This window comes from Bulleidia sp. HCP3S3_C9, assembly GCF_052064035.1.
Taxonomy (GTDB): Bacteria; Bacillota_I; Bacilli_A; order Erysipelotrichales; family Erysipelotrichaceae; genus Bulleidia.
On record NZ_JBQHWJ010000014.1, the window covers coordinates 21,435 to 38,976 of the forward strand.

General features: G+C 37.5%; 14 protein-coding genes and 1 riboswitch. Of the genes, 13 read left to right on the forward strand and 1 reads right to left on the reverse strand.

What is annotated here, in order from left to right; all coding sequences use genetic code 11:
- Positions 1–34: 34 nt before the first annotated feature.
- Positions 35–1,006, forward strand: a complete 972-nt coding sequence (locus ACTND6_RS04070; RefSeq protein ID WP_441022174.1) for a PTS transporter subunit IIC — start codon at positions 35–37, stop codon at positions 1,004–1,006.
- 44 nt (positions 1,007–1,050) lie between these two features.
- On the opposite strand, the gene ACTND6_RS04075 is transcribed toward ACTND6_RS04070, so the two are convergent.
- Entirely contained in the window at positions 1,051–2,379 is a 1,329-nt protein-coding gene (locus ACTND6_RS04075; RefSeq protein ID WP_441022172.1) for an MATE family efflux transporter, read from the reverse strand.
- Positions 2,380–2,531: 152 nt separating this feature from the next.
- Between ACTND6_RS04075 and pdxR the strand changes: the two genes are divergently transcribed.
- The 12 genes from pdxR to ACTND6_RS04135 all read left to right on the forward strand — a co-directional run bounded on the left by pdxR (position 2,532) and on the right by ACTND6_RS04135 (position 17,409).
- Positions 2,532–3,587, forward strand: coding sequence for a MocR-like pyridoxine biosynthesis transcription factor PdxR (gene pdxR / locus ACTND6_RS04080; RefSeq protein WP_441022170.1), 1,056 nt, complete (start codon positions 2,532–2,534; stop codon positions 3,585–3,587).
- Positions 3,574–4,242: a hypothetical protein gene (locus tag ACTND6_RS04085; RefSeq protein WP_441022168.1), complete on the forward strand. Its 669-nt coding sequence runs from the start codon at positions 3,574–3,576 to the stop codon at positions 4,240–4,242. Before pdxR ends, ACTND6_RS04085 begins: the two co-directional genes overlap by 14 nt.
- Position 4,243: 1 nt before the next feature.
- A riboswitch (Fluoride riboswitch) is annotated at positions 4,244–4,316 on the forward strand.
- Positions 4,317–4,369: 53 nt separating this feature from the next.
- The gene (locus ACTND6_RS04090) at positions 4,370–5,551 is read left to right on the forward strand and encodes a cation:proton antiporter (RefSeq protein ID WP_441022166.1); all 1,182 of its coding nucleotides are present in this window, start codon (positions 4,370–4,372) and stop codon (positions 5,549–5,551) included.
- Positions 5,552–5,818: 267 nt separating this feature from the next.
- Positions 5,819–6,316, forward strand: coding sequence for a 5-(carboxyamino)imidazole ribonucleotide mutase (gene purE / locus ACTND6_RS04095; protein ID WP_441022164.1), 498 nt, complete (start codon positions 5,819–5,821; stop codon positions 6,314–6,316).
- Positions 6,317–6,319: 3 nt separating this feature from the next.
- Complete coding sequence (gene purM, locus ACTND6_RS04100; RefSeq protein WP_178176455.1) at positions 6,320–7,363, forward strand: phosphoribosylformylglycinamidine cyclo-ligase; 1,044 nt, start codon at positions 6,320–6,322, stop codon at positions 7,361–7,363.
- Positions 7,360–7,968 carry a phosphoribosylglycinamide formyltransferase gene (purN, locus tag ACTND6_RS04105; RefSeq protein ID WP_441022162.1) on the forward strand — a complete coding sequence of 203 codons (609 nt, stop codon included), beginning with the start codon at positions 7,360–7,362 and terminating at the stop codon, positions 7,966–7,968. Before purM ends, purN begins: the two co-directional genes overlap by 4 nt.
- Positions 7,965–8,666 carry an IMP cyclohydrolase gene (locus tag ACTND6_RS04110; RefSeq protein WP_441022160.1) on the forward strand — a complete coding sequence of 234 codons (702 nt, stop codon included), beginning with the start codon at positions 7,965–7,967 and terminating at the stop codon, positions 8,664–8,666. The genes purN and ACTND6_RS04110 overlap by 4 nt, the downstream gene beginning before the upstream one ends.
- Positions 8,667–8,680: 14 nt before the next feature.
- Positions 8,681–9,856, forward strand: coding sequence for a phosphoribosylaminoimidazolecarboxamide formyltransferase (locus ACTND6_RS04115; RefSeq protein ID WP_178176461.1), 1,176 nt, complete (start codon positions 8,681–8,683; stop codon positions 9,854–9,856).
- 18 nt (positions 9,857–9,874) lie between these two features.
- Positions 9,875–11,137 carry a phosphoribosylamine--glycine ligase gene (gene purD / locus ACTND6_RS04120; RefSeq protein WP_441022157.1) on the forward strand — a complete coding sequence of 421 codons (1,263 nt, stop codon included), beginning with the start codon at positions 9,875–9,877 and terminating at the stop codon, positions 11,135–11,137.
- A 10-nt stretch (positions 11,138–11,147) separates the two neighbouring features.
- Entirely contained in the window at positions 11,148–14,864 is a 3,717-nt protein-coding gene (locus ACTND6_RS04125) for a phosphoribosylformylglycinamidine synthase (RefSeq protein WP_441022155.1), read from the forward strand.
- 181 nt (positions 14,865–15,045) lie between these two features.
- The gene (locus tag ACTND6_RS04130; protein WP_441022154.1) at positions 15,046–15,333 is read left to right on the forward strand and encodes a DUF6110 family protein; all 288 of its coding nucleotides are present in this window, start codon (positions 15,046–15,048) and stop codon (positions 15,331–15,333) included.
- Between the two features lie 3 nt (positions 15,334–15,336).
- Positions 15,337–17,409 carry a heavy metal translocating P-type ATPase gene (locus ACTND6_RS04135; protein ID WP_441022152.1) on the forward strand — a complete coding sequence of 691 codons (2,073 nt, stop codon included), beginning with the start codon at positions 15,337–15,339 and terminating at the stop codon, positions 17,407–17,409.
- Positions 17,410–17,542: the final 133 nt, after the last annotated feature.

Genomic DNA, 17,542 nt, shown 5'->3' on the forward strand with positions numbered 1-17,542 from the left:
CATTATCTCAGCACATCGTTATGGTATTGATGCGATGAGTGCAATGGCACAAGGTTTATTTGCAAGCTTATTGATTGGAACAATCATTAAGACATTAGGGCAGCAGACAGGCATTGATTTCTTGGTAAATGCAGGTACATATGCAAGCAGTGTTGCTGGACCTACAATGGCAGCTTCTATTGGATATGCATTGCATGCACCACAGCTTGTATTATTTTCATTGATTGCAGTGGGTGCTTCTGCGAATGAATTAGGTGGTGCTGGAGGACCTTTGGCTGTATACCTGATTGCGATTGTTGCAAGTGAAGTCGGCAAGTTAGTTTTAAAAGAAACAAAAGTAGATATTCTAGTCACACCTGCAGCAACAATACTTGTTGGTGTTGGATTAAGTGTATTATGTGCACCTGCGATTGGTGCAGCTGCAAGTTCTGTTGGTAATTTAATTATGTGGGCTACAGAATTACAGCCATTCTTGATGGGTATTCTTGTATCTGTACTTGTTGGTATTGCATTAACACTTCCAATTTCTTCTGCAGCAATCTGTGCTGCACTTGGCTTGACAGGTTTAGCTGGTGGAGCTGCAGTTGCTGGATGCTGTGCACAAATGATTGGCTTTGCATGCATGAGCTACAAAGAAAATGGTATTGGAGGTCTTGTATCACAGGGTATTGGCACAAGTATGCTTCAGATGCCAAATATCATTAAGAATCCGAAAACATGGATTCCACCAATTCTTGCTTCCGCAATTACAGGACCTATCGCAACTTGTATTTTCCATTTAGAAATGAATGGACCAGCAGTCAGCTCTGGTATGGGTACTTGTGGCCTTGTTGGTCAGATTGGTGTATATACAGGATGGCTTGCAAGTGGAAAAGCAATTACTGCGTTTGACTGGATTGGATTAGTAATGATCTGCTTTATCTTGCCTGCAGTATTGAGTGTTATCTTCTGTAATATTCTACGTAAGAAACAATGGATCAAAGAAAATGATCTCAAATTAAACTAATATGAAAAAAGGAACATTTCTAATTTGAAGTGTTCCTTTTTTAGTTAAAACTTGATTGTTTTTCTAATGATAATGATGGATATGAGTGATGCAATTGTTTCACTGATCCAGAATGCATGCCATACACCACTTGCGCCTAAGAATCTAGATAATACATAGGATACAGGAATAATGACAATAATATAGCGAAGTGCAGAAATAACAAGAGATGGATTTCCTTTTCCAAGACCTTCTAATACACCACAGACAATGACAGAAATGGAAGAAATGACAAATCCACTGCTGATGATATGCAATGCAGAAGATCCTGCACGGATCGTTTCTGTGTTCTGTGTGAATAAATGCATGAGATTATCTGCAAAAAGCCAGCAGATGCATGTTCCAATAAACATGATAGAAACTGCAAGTAACAATGAAGTAAAGAAAATCTTTTTCACTCTTTCATGTTCTTTTGCACCATAGTTATATCCGATTAATGGACGAATACCTTGTACAATGCCATTGACTGTTAAATAGATGAATGTCTGTAACTTGTAATAGATTCCTAAAACCAGTACATACATATCTGAGAACTCTGCCAGAATGCCATTCAATAGCGTGATCATAATGGATGGAAGAGACAGGTTCATTGTTGCTGGCAAGCCAACACTGTAGATTCTTTTACAGATTGTTTTCTGGAACATTTCTTTTGAAAAATGAATGCGTAGTTGGGACTCTTTTGTGTAGTAGATAATCAAGTAGATGACAAGTGTAAGTACCTGCCCAATTCCTGTTGCTAATGCTGCACCAGCAATTCCCATTTCAGGAAAGAAGCCAATACCAAAGATCATCATTGGATCAAGAATAATATTACAGATACATCCACATAACATTGCAATCATAGAAACTGTCATTTTTCCTTCTGCCTGATAGATCTTTTCATAGGCAATGGCAATAGAGTTTAGAAAATTAAACAGGAATGCAAGTGTTCCGTATGTGATTCCATTTTGAATGACTTCAGGATTTGTTGTGAATAAATGCAAGAATGGTCGCAATACACCAATACATCCAACAGTTAATAAAATGCCATGGATCATGGAAAGGAATAATCCTAAGGATACAGTATCATTTGCACGTTTTTGATCTTGCGCTCCTAGATAGAAAGAAGCAATGGCATTGACACCAATCCCATGACCAACTGCGACTGCAGTAACGATGAGCTGCAGTGGATAAACAAGAGAAATTGAGGTCATTGCACTTTCAGAAATCTGTGCAACGAAATAACTATCTACGATGTTATATAGTGCATTGACAAGCATTCCCAATACCATTGGCAATGACATTGTGAATACAAGTGGCAATATCTTTTTTTCTTTCATGTATGTTTGATTCATTGTTGTCACCTCCATAAAAAAATCGTCACAAATAATATGTGACGAAAAGTGGGGTATTCCCCAGAAAAATTCACATGAAGTTTTAGCGGTAGTGATAATACTATAGTTGTTTTCAAATGTCAAAAAATATATTTTTCTTTTATAATGAAACAATGAAAAAAACACCAGCATATATCCGTGTATATCAAAATATTTCAAATCAAATCATTCATGGGATTTATCCATATCAATCCAGAATTCCATCAAAGCGAGAAATGGCACAAAAAGAAAACTGCAGTTTGATTACAATTGAACATGCATATGAACTATTGGTAGATGAAGGGTATATTGAATCTAGACCAAGAAGTGGATATTACGTTTCATATCAGGTAGGAGATGTTTTTGAAAGCGAAGCGACACTTGTGGATATCTCTGTGTCATTTGAGAATACAGATATAACTTTTCCAGCGAGTGTATTTGCAAAGGCATGTAGAAAAGTGACAGGGATGATGCATTCCAAACTTCCATCTAGAAGTGAAGGAAAAGGCAATATTTATTTAAGAAATGCAATCAGTAAATATCTAGCACGCAGTAGAAATCTCATTGTTCCACCGGAACAGATTATTATTGGTGCAGGTAGTGAATATTTGTATTCATTGATTGTAGATCTTCTTGGAAGAAGTAAGATCTATGGCATTGAATCACCATCGTATGAAAAAATCTATCGTATTTATCGTGCAAGCGGCGTGAAAGTAGATTTGTTGAAACTTGGAAGAAATGGTATTTTGTCCACAGAACTGGAAAGAACGCCAGCCTCTATTCTGCATGTCACGCCATATCATTCGTTTCCAACAGGGTCAACAACTGATGCATCCAAAAGAAGAGAGTATATTCAATGGGCAAATGAACGACATGCGATTATTGTGGAAGACGATTATGAATCTGAATTTACAAAATCCATCAAATCACAGGAAACTTTATTCTCTTTAGATCCTCAACATGTGATTTATATGAATACTTTTACAAAAACAATCTCGTCTTCTATTCGAATTGGTTATATGATATTACCAGAAGATTTACTAAAAGCTTATGAACAGACACAATCATTTCGTTCGTGCACGGTGAGTGAATTTATGCAGCTTGTTGTTGCGGAGCTTTTAAACAACGGTTCTTTTGAAAGGAACCTCAACCACATTCGTAGAAAGAGAAAAACACATGAGAAAGATTGAAGATATATATTTCATTGATAAAAACAATGCGCCTCAACCGCATACAATTATTGAAAATACTTCGTTTAAACAAAATGGGTATCGAATTACTCATTTTTCTATGGGAGCAAATACTGCCGGTTCTCCAGAGAGATATCATCATATTGGAATTTATACATGTAATACTGGAACATTGCATTTGAAATATTATATAGACAGAAATTCCTATGAAGAAATTGTTTTGAAACCAGGAGACTTCTGGATTCGTCCAGCGCATACGATAGTGAGCTGGTATGCAGAAGAAGATGCTGTCTTTACTGTTTTATCCATGCGCTATACTGCGAATTTCTGTGAGGGGAATATGCTTGGAAAAACGATGTCAATCAATCATTTAATTGATAAAAAAGAATCTGATATTTCTCAGAAAAAACTTGTGAACGATAAGCTATTTCAATTAGATGCAATACATATGGGAAAGAACAGTCGCATGGAGCTGAGCAGCAATGATAATTTGATTCTTTGTTCTGTAGAAGGAAAATGTGCATTGTTTTACCATAATCGACAGATGATCATTGATTCTCAACAATGTTTCCATACAAATATGGCTGATAAAATTGTTCTTTTATCCGCAACAGATACAAAATTACTGCTTCTCAAATTTGTAAATCAGGGTTAATATATTTGGCGGAAATGATGTCTTCCAGGAAGAAATTCCAAACCGCTATTACAGCTGATGACTTCTGCAATGTTTTTTTATCATGCAGGAAATCAGCTTTTTTCTTTGCCTGCTAGAAAGGGTGTTTATGTTATTTAGTTTTGCTTTACTTTTACTTTGTGGATTATTGCTTGGAGATTTGTTTAAGAAAATCAAATTTCCACCATTATTTGGCTTTATGTTATGTGGAATTTTGTTAGGGCCATATTGTTTTAAATTGATTGACGCTTCGATATTGGATGCTTCTGCATCGATTCGTAAGGTTGCGTTGATCATTATTTTGATCCGTGCGGGATTGAATCTGGATTTGGATGCGTTAAAGAAAGTTGGCAGACCAGCAATATTAATGTGTTTTCTTCCAGCAACCTTTGAAATCATTGGATTTGCATTATTAGGGCCAGTCATTCTGCATCTTTCATTATTAGATTCTTTGATTCTTGGCTCTGTTTTAGCTGCAGTATCACCAGCTGTTGTTGTACCTAACATGTTAAAACTCATTGAGGAAGGATATGGAACAAAGGAAGGTATTCCACAATTAATTATGGCTGGTGCATCTGTGGATGATGTATTTGTCATTGTATTGTTTACTTCATTTACATCACTTGCTTCTTCTGGTTCTTTAGATGCACTGAATTTCTTGAGAATACCAACTTCCATTATCAGTGGTGTTGCTTCAGGGATTCTCATTGGATATGTATCGAATCGCTTCTTTGATAAAGTGAATGTTAGAGATACAGTTAAAGTGATAGTGTTACTATCTTTGTCATTTATTCTGGTGAAAGCAGAAGATGTATGTACTGGCTATTTTGGATATTCTGGATTGCTTGCAATCATGGCAATGAGTGCAATGATTCATTTTGAAAGAGAACAGATATCTGTTAACTTATCCAATAAATTTTCTCAATTGTGGATTGTTGCGGAAATATTATTGTTTGAGCTTGTAGGTGCAGCAGTGGATCCAACATATGCATTAAAGGCAGGTACGAGTGCGATTTTAATCATTGTACTAGCTTTGATTTTTAGAATGACTGGTGTGTATCTTTGTGTTACTTCAACATCATTAACAAGAAAAGAAAGACTCTTTTGCATGATTGCCTATACACCAAAAGCAACGGTACAGGCGGCCATTGGTTCTATTCCTTTAGCAATGGGATTATCTTGTGGAAATATTGTATTAACAGTTGCAGTGTGTGCAATTTTATTAACTGCTCCACTTGGTGCATTCTTTATCAATCTGACATATCAGAAATTGTTAGAGAAAAATGTATGAAAGAGACATTATTCCTTTACTTTTTTTCTATTTTCTAATAACATAATAGCGTCTTTGAACCGTAGTATTTATTGTGTATCAGAGGAAGGAAAACAACTAATGAAATTAATTGTCACATCTTTGAGAACAACAAATAACATTACAGATTTGGATGCTAGTAAACTATCCAATCTTATCTGCGGTATCAAACTGTCTAAATAACGATGAAAATAACAGCTGATGGAATTACTCCGTTAGCTGTTTTTGATTCTACTAGAGGAGGTTAAAATGAAAAAAGTCGCAATTGTTATGGGTAGTGATTCTGATGCGCCAGTTATGGCAAAAGCTGTTAAAGTATTAGAAGGTTATGAAATTCCTTATGAAGTACATGTATATTCTGCACATAGAACTCCTATGCAGGCAGCTGAATTCGCATCAAATGCAAAAGAAAATGGATTTGGCGTCATTATCGCAGGTGCAGGCATGGCTGCAGCTTTAGCAGGTGTTCTTGCTGCACATACAACATTACCAGTCATTGGTGTTCCATTAAAATCAGCAGTTCTAGAAGGAACAGATGCGTTACTTGCGACTGTCATGATGCCTAGTGGAATCCCAGTAGCAACAGTGGCAATTGATGGAAGCAAGAATGCAGCATATCTTGCCGCAGAAATCATTGCATTATCTGATGAATCTTTAGCTGAAAAGATTGCTGAAGACAGAAATAAGCAAAGTGAAGCTGTCTTAAAGAAAGACGCAGGAATACAAGAAAAGATCAAGGAGCTATAAGACATGGAAAAAAGTTATTCAAATGCTTACAAAGAAGCTGGTGTAGATGTTACTGCCGGCTATGAATCTGTTGAACTCATTAAAAAGGATGTAAAGCGTACAGAAATCCCAGGTGTACTTGGTGGTATTGGTGGATTTGGCGGTCTATTTGCTCCAGATCTCAAAGGATATGAAAAACCAGTATTTATTTCTGGTACAGATGGTGTTGGTACAAAACTGAAGCTTGCTTTCTTGATGGACAAGCATGACACAATTGGAATCGATTGCGTTGCAATGTGTGTGAATGATGTTATCTGTGCTGGTGCAAAGCCATTATTCTTTTTGGACTACATCGCATGTGGAAAAAACGTTCCTGAAAAGATTGCCACAATTGTAAAGGGAATTGCTGATGGATGTGTTGAAAGCGGATGTGCACTTGTTGGTGGTGAAACTGCTGAACATCCAGGTATGATGCCAGAAGAAGAATATGATCTTGCTGGTTTTACAGTTGGTATTGTGGATGAAAAGAATATCTTAGATAAGAAGAATGTTAAGAAGGGTGATGTTATCGTTGGCTTAGCATCTACTGGTGTACATTCCAACGGTTTCTCTCTTGTTAGAAAAGTCTTTGATATTGATAATGCAGAAGTGCTTGGAAAATACAAGGATGAATTAAATGGCAAGACATTAGGAGAAGCTTTGCTAGAACCTACACAGCTTTACGTTAAACCAATCTTGAAGCTGTTAGAAGAAGTAGATGTACATTCTATTTCTCATATTACAGGCGGTGGTTTCTATGAAAATCTGCCACGTGCATATGGTGATAATCTGAATGCTGTGATTCATAAGGGAAGCTGGGAAGTATTGCCTGTCTTTAAACTCATTCAGGAAAAGGGAAATATTGCTGAACATGATATGTTTAATACATACAACATGGGTGTAGGTATGGCTGTCATTGTTGATGGTAAAGATGCTGACAGGACAATTGCATTGATGAATGAATTTGGTATCAAGGCAAGTGTTATTGGTGAAATGAGTGAGGGTGATCACTCTGTGGTGATTGAATGAGAAACATCGCAGTCATGGTGTCTGGTGGAGGAACAAATCTACAGGCACTGATCGACGCTGAAAAGGCTGGAAAGATCCCACACGGAAAAATTACTTTGGTCGTTGCTTCTAATGATTCTGCATATGCTCTAGAGCGTGCTGAAAATAATGGTATTGAAACTGTTGTTGTGAAACGAAAGGCATATGAAAACCAGGATGCATTTGATAAAGCAATTGTAGAAACACTACATGCACACAATATTGATATGGTTGTATTAGCTGGCTACTTAAGTATCTTAGGAGAAACGGTGATCCAGGCATATCGAGATCGAATTATCAACATTCATCCATCTTTGATTCCTTCTTTCTGTGGAAAAGGTTTCTATGGATTGAAAGTGCATGAAGCTGCGCTTGCTAGAGGCGTAAAAGTGACAGGTGCTACGGTACATCTTGTCAATGAAATTCCGGATGGTGGAAGAATTCTAAAGCAGAAAGCAGTATATATTGAAGATGGTGATACTGCTGAAACTTTACAGAGAAGAGTTATGGAACAGGCAGAATGGATATTATTGCCAGAAGCCTGTGAAGATATCGCAAAACAATTAGATGAAGGAGAAGACAAATGAGCGTTGATTTGATTGATTACTTGAAGAATAACGAATACCCAGGTCGTGGTATCGCAATTGGCAGAACTCCATGTGGAAAAAATATTCGTATTGCTTACTGGATCATGGGAAGAAGCAGCAATTCTAGAAATAGAGTATTCCTGGAAACAGAAGATGGCATCAGAACAGAAGCATTTGATCCAAGTAAGATGGAAGATCCTTCATTGATTATTTATCACCCGGTTAGAAAGCTTGAAAACAAGACAATCGTTACAAATGGTGATCAGACAGATACAATCTGGAATGCATTAAAAGAAGGCAAGACTTTTGAAGATGCATTACGCACAAGAACATTTGAACCAGATGGACCAAACTGGACTCCAAGAATTTCTGCACTTGTAGAAGGTGCTGGCTATAAGATGTCAATCTTAAAGAGTATGAATCTTGAAGGCAGTGCAGTTGGCCGTTATTTCTTTGAATATCCAGAAGCAGAAAATGGTGTTGGGCATTTGATTACAACATATAAGACAAATGGTAATCCAATTCCTTCTTTTGAAGGAGAACCAATTCGTTGGGATATGGCTCATGAAAAGTTTGATGAATGGGCAAATCATGTATGGGAAGCATTGAATGAAGATAATAAGGTTTCTTTATATACATGTCATATGAATATTGAAACAGGCGAAACAAAAACAATGATTTTCAATAAGAATAAGTAAGAAGGAGAAAGAACATGGCTAAGGAAATTGCTTTGAAGTATGGATGTAATCCAAATCAGAAACCATCTCGTATTTATGTAGAAGATGGTGAATTACCAGTGACAGTATTAAATGGAAAACCAGGTTATATCAACTTTTTAGATGCATTAAACAGTTGGCAGCTTGTAAAAGAATTAAAAGAAGCAACAGGACTTCCTTCAGCAGCTTCTTTCAAGCACGTTTCTCCTGCAGGTGCTGCAGTTGGACTTCCATTGAGTGAAACGGATCGTAAGATCTATTTCGTAGATGAGGAAGAATTGTCTCCGATTGCTTGTGCATATGTAAGAGCACGTGGTGCAGATCGTATGTCTTCTTATGGTGACTGGGCTGCACTTTCTGATGTGTGTGATGCAGATACTGCTAGACTTCTAAAGAAGGAAGTATCTGATGGTGTGATTGCGCCTGGCTTTACAGAAGAAGCACTAGAAATTCTGCGTCAGAAGAAAAAGGGAAACTACAATGTTGTTCAGATTGATCCTGACTATGTTCCAGAAGAAATTGAACATAAACAGGTATTTGGTATTACATTTGAACAGGGTAGAAACAATATCAAGATTGATGAATCTTTATTAACAAATATCATCAGTGAAAATAAGAATCTTCCTGAGAGTGCAAAAAGAGATTTGATGATTGCTTTAATTGCATTGAAGTATACACAGTCTAACTCTGTTGCCTATGCAAAGGATGGTCAGTGTATTGGTATTGGTGCTGGTCAGCAAAGCCGTGTCCATTGTGTAAGACTTGCTGGAAATAAGGCTGATAACTGGTGGCTGAGACAGAATCCAAAGGTATTGGCATTACCATTCAAACAGGGAATTCGTAGAGCTGATCGCGATAACACAATTGATGTATATATCTCTGATGAATATGAAGATGTATTAAGAGATGGTACATGGGAAAACTTCTTTGAAACAAAGCCTGAAGTACTCACAAAGGAAGAAAAGAAGGAATGGCTAAGCAAGATGAATGGTGTTTCTTTAGCATCTGATGCTTTCTTCCCATTTGGAGATAATATTGAAAGAGCACACAAGAGTGGTGTTGAATTCATTGTTGAACCAGGTGGTTCTATTCGTGATGACAATGTCATTGATACATGCAATCGATACAATATGACACTTGTATTTAATGGTGTTAGATTGTTCCATCATTAATAAAGAAGGTATAGAACAATGAAATTATTAGTTGTTGGATCTGGCGGAAGAGAACACGCTGTGATCCGTAAATTGAAAGAAAATAAAGAAATTGAAAAAATCTATTGTGCGCCAGGAAATGGTGGTATCAGTGCAGATGCAGAATGTGTTGATATCAAGGCAACAGATAAAGAAAACATGGTGAAATTTGCGAAAGAAAATGCCATTGATTTCTGTGTTGTTACGCCAGATGATCCACTAGCATTAGGTATGGTAGATGAGATGGAAGAAGCAGGAATTCCTTGCTTTGGTCCTAAAGCCAATGCAGCAATCATTGAAGCAAGTAAAGCTTTCTCTAAGGATCTGATGAAAAAGTATGGAATTCCGACTGCGGATTATGAAACTTTCGACAATGAGAAAGAAGCTTTACATTACATTGAAGAAAAGAATACATTTCCAATTGTCATCAAAGCAGATGGTCTTGCACTTGGTAAAGGTGTATTGATTTGTGAAACACTGGATGATGCTAAAACTGCTTTACGTGAAATGATGGTTGAACATGTGTTTGGCTTGAGTGGCAATAAAGTTGTTGTGGAAGAATTTATGACAGGTAAAGAGGTATCTGTTCTAGCATTTACAGATGGTAATGTTGTGAAGCCAATGATTTCTTCTATGGATCATAAGCGTGCATATGATAATGACGAGGGTCTCAATACTGGTGGTATGGGAACAATTGCACCTTCTCCTTATTACACAAAAGAAATTGCGGAAACATGTATGGAAACAATCTTTCTTCCAACAGTGAAAGCAATGAATGCTGAAGGCAGAACATTTAAAGGATGTCTGTACTTTGGTTTAATGCTTACACCAAGGGGACCACGTGTTGTGGAATATAACTGTAGATTTGGAGATCCTGAAACACAGGTTGTATTACCTTTGTTGAATTCTGATTTACTTACAATCATGAAAGCATGTCACGATGGAACATTAAAAGATGTTGATGTTGTGTGGAGTGAAGAAGCTTGTGCTTGTGTTGTAGAAGCAAGTGGTGGATATCCTGTGAAATATGAAAAGGGATTTGAAATCCATGGCTTAGATGAAAATGGCCAGCATGATGGTGTCATCGTATATCATGCTGGAACAAAGAAGGAAAACGGTAAATTCTATACAAATGGTGGAAGAGTACTTGGCATTACTGCTAAGGGCGCTACCTTGCAAGATGCGTTAGATAAGGCATATGAAGCTGTAAAGGAAATTGGCTTTGACAAGATGCATTATCGTACAGATATTGGAAAGAAATAGGAGAAAGTAAATGAGCGTATATCGTTGCTTTGTGGAAAAGAAACAGCCATTCGCTACAGAAGCAAATGGTGTGAAGAGTGATCTGAAGATTGCTTTGTTAAATGATGATGTAAGAAATGTAAGAGTCATCAATCGCTATGATCTTGAAAATATTGATGAAGAAGATTTTAAAATGGCAGAAAGAACAATTCTTTCTGAACCACAGGTAGATACACTTTATGAAGAAGCACCTGTTGCTGAAGATGATGAATGGGTACTCGCTGTTGAATATCTTCCTGGTCAGTTTGATCAAAGAGCAGACTCTGCTTCTCAATGTATTCAACTTGCTACAATGAAGGAAAAGCCTGAAGTCCGCAGTGCGCGTTTGTATTACATCAAGGGTAATCTTACAGAAGAAGATAAAGAAAAGATCAAGAAGACTTTGATTAACCCAGTAGAAGCAAGAGAAGCTTCTTTAGAAAAACCTGAAACAATTCATCAGAATTATGAAAAGCCAGCTTTACCTGAAATCCTGGATGGTTTTATTGATTTAGATGAAGCAGGACTGGAAGCATTTAGAAGTGAAAATGGCTTGGCTATGGATCTTGCAGACATCAAGTTCCTGCAGGATTATTTCAAGAACGAAGAAAAGAGAGATCCAAGAATCACTGAAATTAAGGTGATTGATACATACTGGTCTGATCATTGTCGTCATACAACATTCAATACAATTATCAACAATGTTGATATCAAGGATGAAAATATCAAGAAAGCATATGATGCTTATCTTGATTTGCGTAAAGAAGTTTACGCAGGAAAAACAGAAAAGCCACTTTCTTTGTGGGATCTTGCAACAATTGGTGTCAAGGCTCTTAAGAAAGAGGGTAAGCTGAAAGACTTGGATGAATCTGAAGAAATCAATGCTTGTTCTGTAAGAATCAAGGTTGATGTTGATGGTGAAGATCAGGATTGGCTATTGATGTTCAAGAATGAAACACATAACCATCCTACTGAAATTGAACCATTTGGTGGCGCAGCTACATGTTTAGGTGGCGCAATTCGTGACCCTCTGTCTGGTAGAAGCTATGTTTATCAGGCAATGCGTGTAACGGGTGCTGCAGATCCATTACTCCCAATTGAAGATACATTAGAAGGAAAGCTTCCTCAGCGTAAGATTGTTACAACAGCAGCTGCTGGTTATTCTTCTTATGGTAACCAGATTGGCTTAGCTACAGGGCATGTCACTGAAATCTATCATCCAGGATACGTTGCTAAGAGAATGGAAGTTGGAGGTGTCATTGCAGCAGCTCCAAGTGAAAATGTTGTTCGTGAAAGACCGGAAGCAGGAGATGTTGTTATCCTGCTAGGTGGAAAGACTGGTAGAGATGGATGCGGAGGCGCTACAGGTTCTTCGAAATCTCATAATGTTGATTCTTTGGCGAAAGACGGTGCAGAAGTACAGAAGGGGAATGCACCTGAAGAAAGAAAACTGCAGAGACTGTTTAGAAACCCTGAAGCTACAAAGCTGATCAAGAGATGTAATGACTTTGGTGCAGGTGGTGTATCTGTTGCGATTGGTGAACTTGCGGATGGATTACATATTGATTTAAATAAGGTTCCTAAGAAATATGAAGGTCTTGATGGAACAGAACTTGCTATTTCAGAATCTCAGGAAAGAATGGCAGTTGTTGTTAGAAAAGAAGATGCAGATCATTTTCAGAAGCTTGCGAGTGATGAAAATCTGGAATCTACTGTTGTTGCAGAAGTAACAGAAGAAGCTCGTATGATCATGTATCTTGATGGTGTTGATATTGTTAACATTTCAAGAGAATTCTTGAATACAAATGGTGCAAAGCGTTATACAGATGTTGAAGTTGAAGACCATGGCAAGAAGCAGGTCGTTATGGAAACAAAACCATTTGCGGAAAGAATGGAAGCATTGGCATCTGACTTGAATGTTTGTTCCCAGAAGGGCCTTGTGGAAAGATTTGACTCTACAATTGGTGCAGGTACAGTCTTAATGCCATTTGGTGGAAAGACACAGTTAACACCAGCACAGGCAATGTGTGCAAAGATTCCAGTATTGAATGCGGAAACAGATACTGCTTCTTTGATGGCTTGGGGATTTGATCCATATGAAATGAGTGAAAATCCATTTACAGGTGCACAGGAATCTGTCATTTCTTCCATCGCCAAGATCGTAGCTGCAGGTGGTTCTTATCATCATGCATGGATGTCTTTCCAGGAATACTTTGGTCATATGTATACAGATCCTAAGCGTTGGGGTCAGCCATTCTCTGCTTTACTTGGTGCATTAAAAGCACAGCGGGAATTAGAAATTGGTGCAATTGGTGGAAAAGACTCCATGTCTGGAACATTCGAAGATATTGATGTTCCACCTACATTAGTTGCATTCTCTGTTTCTACATGTAAGGCTAGTGAAGCTGTATCTGATGAATGGAAGGGTGCTGGACATAATGTTTATGTATTGAAACCTTCTTATGATGCATATGGCAATCCAGACTGGGAAAGTGTTAGAAATACATTTGATGCGATGGAATCTATCATTAAAGATAAGAAGGCATTATCTGTATGGACATTGGAAAATGGCGGACTTGCAGAAGGTATTCTCAAGTGTGCATTAGGTAACAAGATCGGGTTTGAACTAGATCCTTCTTTTGTGGTAGATGATTTATTTGATAAATGCTATGGTGCATTCATGGTAGAAGTTGATGGAACTTTAGAAGAAGGTACATTACTTGGCAGAACAATCGATGCATACAAGATCATATCCAATGAAGGTGAAGTTGATCTAGAGTCATTACAGAAGACATATGAAGATAAGCTTCAGCCTGTATTCCCATATACAGATGTCAATCCAAAGCAGGAAATTCAACCAATCAACTATGAAGCTAGCGAAACATTACATGCAAGCTATACAGTGGAAAAACCACATGTACTTATTCCAGTATTCCCAGGAACGAACTGTGAATGGGATACAGCACATGCTTTTGAAAGAGCTGGCGCTGAGTGTGAAATCTTTGTTATCAAGAATCTGACAAGTGCAGATATTGAAGCAAGTGCAAATGCATTCGCTGAAAAGATTCATGCATCACAGATTATTGCAATCCCTGGTGGATTCTCTGGTGGTGATGAACCTGAAGGTTCTGCGAAATTCATTACAGCGTTCTTTAGAAACCCTAAGGTAAAAGAAGCCGTAACGGATTTACTTGATAACCGTGAAGGTTTGATGTGTGGTATCTGTAATGGTTTCCAGGCTTTGATCAAGTTAGGTCTTGTTCCTTTTGGAAAAATCATTGATACAGATGAAAACTGCCCAACATTAACATTCAATACAATTGGCAGACATCAGTCTATGCTTGTTAGAACTAGAATTGCTTCCAATAAGTCTCCTTGGTTAAAACATACAAAGCCAGGTGAAATTCATACTGTAGCAATTTCTCATGGTGAAGGTAGATTTGTTGCGAATGATGATGTACTGCAGCAGCTCATTGAAAATGGTCAGGTAGCTACACAGTACGTTGATCTAGATGGCAATCCTACAAGTGATGTTAGATTCAATCCTAATAATTCTTATTTAGCAATTGAAGGTATTACATCACCAGATGGTAGAGTATTTGGCAAGATGGGTCACTCTGAAAGAAGTGGTGACAACATGTATGTCAATATTCCAGATAAAAATCTAGAAAATGAAATCTTCAAGAGTGCTGTTGAGTACTTTAAATAATTGATGAATGAAAAGACACAGCTTTGCAGAAGAGCCTGTGTCTTTTCAGGTGTGAATCATTCTTTATCAGCCTGAAATGTTAGCTAACAAAGTGAAAAAGTAAATGTTAGACTAACGAATACGCATGTTTGGCTTTATAATTTTTTTTTGATAAAGCCGTGAAACGGCAGGAGGTATAAAGATGAATTTATTAAGTGCGAGACTGGTTGGATATGGTGTTTTACTTGGAACAGTTGGTGTAAATATTTTAACAAGTGATGATGAAAAAAAGCTTTATACACATTGTACAGCTGCTGCTATGAGAAGTGTTGATGAAGTGGCAAAAGTTTATACAGCTTTAAAGGAAAACTGTGAAAATATTGGTGTTGATGCAAAAGAAATCAATGAAAAAAGAGCACAGGCAAAAGAAGCAAAAATGATTGCTGATGCAAAAGCATTTCTTGAATCTTGTGAAGAGAAAGACGCGTAATCTATGAAGTGTCAGATTCTACATGAATCAAAGGGACGCATGCGTGTACACATGCTTCAGTATCGAATGACACTGGAACAGGCAGATATTCTAGAATACTATCTAAAGAAGCAGACAGGCGTAAAAGATGTTAAGGTCAATGACAGAACATCAGATGTCATTGTTTTGTTTGATACAGATAGACAGAACATTATTTCTTTGCTTTCTTCTTTTCATTATGAAGAGAATACAGATGTTGTTCCTGAACATACTGGACGTGAACTTGCAAGAGAATACGAAGATAAAGTCATTTATCACACGTTAAAGCGTGCAGTAACAAGAATGTTTTTTCCACTTCCTTTAAGAAGTGCAATTTCTTTTGCGAAGAGCTGGAAATTTATTGTGCCTGGTGTACAGGCGCTGCTTGCGGGAAATATTGAAGTGAGCGTATTGGATGCAACGACAATCTTGATTAGTATGCTTCGTGGCGACTTTGATACTGCAGGCGACTTGATGTTCCTGCTTGGACTTTCAGAAATATTAGAAGAATGGACACACAAGAAGAGTGTTGATGATCTTGCACGCAGTATGTCATTGAATGTGGAAAAAGCATGGAAAGTACTTGATGATGGTGCGACGGTACTTGTAGCTGTAAATGAATTTAAAAAAGGTGATCGTTTCGTTGTCCGTACAAGTAATATGATTCCATTGGATGGCATTGTTGTGAAAGGAAATGCGGAAGTAAACCAGGCTTCGATGACGGGAGAATCTTTGCCTGTGAATAAAGATGCTGGTAAACCGGTTTTTGCAGGTACAGTTGTGGAAGATGGCGAGTGCATTGTTGAAGTGACTTCTATCAGTGGCAGTGGCAGATATGATCGTATTGTCAATATGATTGAAGAATCTGAAAAAATGAAGTCGGATTTTGAAAATCGATCTACAGAATTGGCAGATCGTCTTGTTCCTTATTCTCTAATAGGTACAGCGTTAACTTACGCACTGACAAGAAATACGAACAAAGCTCTTTCTGTTTTGATGGTTGATTTCTCATGTGCATTGAAACTGTCGATTCCAATTGCGGTATTATCTGCGATGAGACAGGCTTCTAACATGGGAATTGTGATCAAGGGCGGAAAGTATATGGAGACAGTAAGTCAGGCTGATACGGTTGTCTTTGATAAGACAGGTACTTTAACTGTTTCTTCACCAAAGGTGAAAGATATTGTTACCTTTGAAGGAAATGACAAGAAGGAAATGCTGAAGCTTGCCGCGTGTCTTGAAGAACATTATCCACATTCCATTGCAAATGCAGTTGTTAAGGCTGCTGCAGATGAAGGTCTTGTGCATGAAGAAAAGCATTCAAAAGTAGAATATGTTGTTGCCCATGGAATTGTTTCTTCTATCAATGGAAAGAAGGTTCTGATTGGATCTCATCACTTCTTGTTTGAAGATGAAAAGTGTATTATCCCAGAAGGTGAAAAAGAAAAGTTCAACAATATTCCAGATGAATACTCACATTTATACATGGCAATTGGAAATCGACTTGTTGCGGTAATTCTCATTGAAGATCCAATTCGAAAAGAAAGTGGACAACTGATACATTCTTTACATGAGAGTGGTTTACATAATCTTGTGATGATGACTGGAGACTCTGAAAGAACCGCAAAGGCTGTTGCGTCAAAAGTAGGAATGGATGCATATTATTCTGAAGTATTGCCAGAAGATAAAGCAACATTTGTACGTAAAGAAAAGAGTAATGGGAAGAAAGTAATCATGATTGGTGATGGTATCAATGATGCGCTTGCCTTGAGTGAAGCAGATGTTGCGGTTGCGATATCAAATGGTGCTGAAATCACACGTGAAATTGCAGATATTACTGTACCGGCAGATGATATCACAAAAATTGCAGCTTTACGAAATTTGAGTACAAAGCTGGAAAATAGAATTGAAGGAAATTACCACAAAATCATGACAATCAATTCTACATTGATTGCACTAGGAATTCTTGGTATATTGCCACCTTCTTCTACAGCATATCTACATAACTTATCAACACTTGCATTAAGTGTTTACTCAATGAGTGATATAAAGATGTAAAAGAAAAAGTGAACCTTCATCTCAATGTCATTAAGTTAAGCACTATTGATAATTGGTAATCTCTATAGACAACAGTAAAACCAGGAATAGAACTGTCTTCTATCAGATAGCTATTCCTGGTTTTTGGCTTTTG

Excerpts from the sequence above, each read along its gene's own strand:
- ACTND6_RS04070 (WP_441022174.1), top strand. The coding sequence starts at position 35 with ATGAGTGCAATGGCACAAGGTTTATTTGCAAGCTTATTGATTGGAACA.
- ACTND6_RS04075 (WP_441022172.1), bottom strand. The coding sequence starts at position 2,379 with ATGAATCAAACATACATGAAAGAAAAAAAGATATTGCCACTTGTATTC.
- pdxR (WP_441022170.1), top strand. The coding sequence starts at position 2,532 with ATGAAAAAAACACCAGCATATATCCGTGTATATCAAAATATTTCAAAT.
- ACTND6_RS04085 (WP_441022168.1), top strand. The coding sequence starts at position 3,574 with ATGAGAAAGATTGAAGATATATATTTCATTGATAAAAACAATGCGCCT.
- ACTND6_RS04090 (WP_441022166.1), top strand. The coding sequence starts at position 4,370 with ATGTTATTTAGTTTTGCTTTACTTTTACTTTGTGGATTATTGCTTGGA.
- purE (WP_441022164.1), top strand. The coding sequence starts at position 5,819 with ATGAAAAAAGTCGCAATTGTTATGGGTAGTGATTCTGATGCGCCAGTT.
- purM (WP_178176455.1), top strand. The coding sequence starts at position 6,320 with ATGGAAAAAAGTTATTCAAATGCTTACAAAGAAGCTGGTGTAGATGTT.
- purN (WP_441022162.1), top strand. The coding sequence starts at position 7,360 with ATGAGAAACATCGCAGTCATGGTGTCTGGTGGAGGAACAAATCTACAG.
- ACTND6_RS04110 (WP_441022160.1), top strand. The coding sequence starts at position 7,965 with ATGAGCGTTGATTTGATTGATTACTTGAAGAATAACGAATACCCAGGT.
- ACTND6_RS04115 (WP_178176461.1), top strand. The coding sequence starts at position 8,681 with ATGGCTAAGGAAATTGCTTTGAAGTATGGATGTAATCCAAATCAGAAA.
- purD (WP_441022157.1), top strand. The coding sequence starts at position 9,875 with ATGAAATTATTAGTTGTTGGATCTGGCGGAAGAGAACACGCTGTGATC.
- ACTND6_RS04125 (WP_441022155.1), top strand. The coding sequence starts at position 11,148 with ATGAGCGTATATCGTTGCTTTGTGGAAAAGAAACAGCCATTCGCTACA.
- ACTND6_RS04130 (WP_441022154.1), top strand. The coding sequence starts at position 15,046 with ATGAATTTATTAAGTGCGAGACTGGTTGGATATGGTGTTTTACTTGGA.
- ACTND6_RS04135 (WP_441022152.1), top strand. The coding sequence starts at position 15,337 with ATGAAGTGTCAGATTCTACATGAATCAAAGGGACGCATGCGTGTACAC.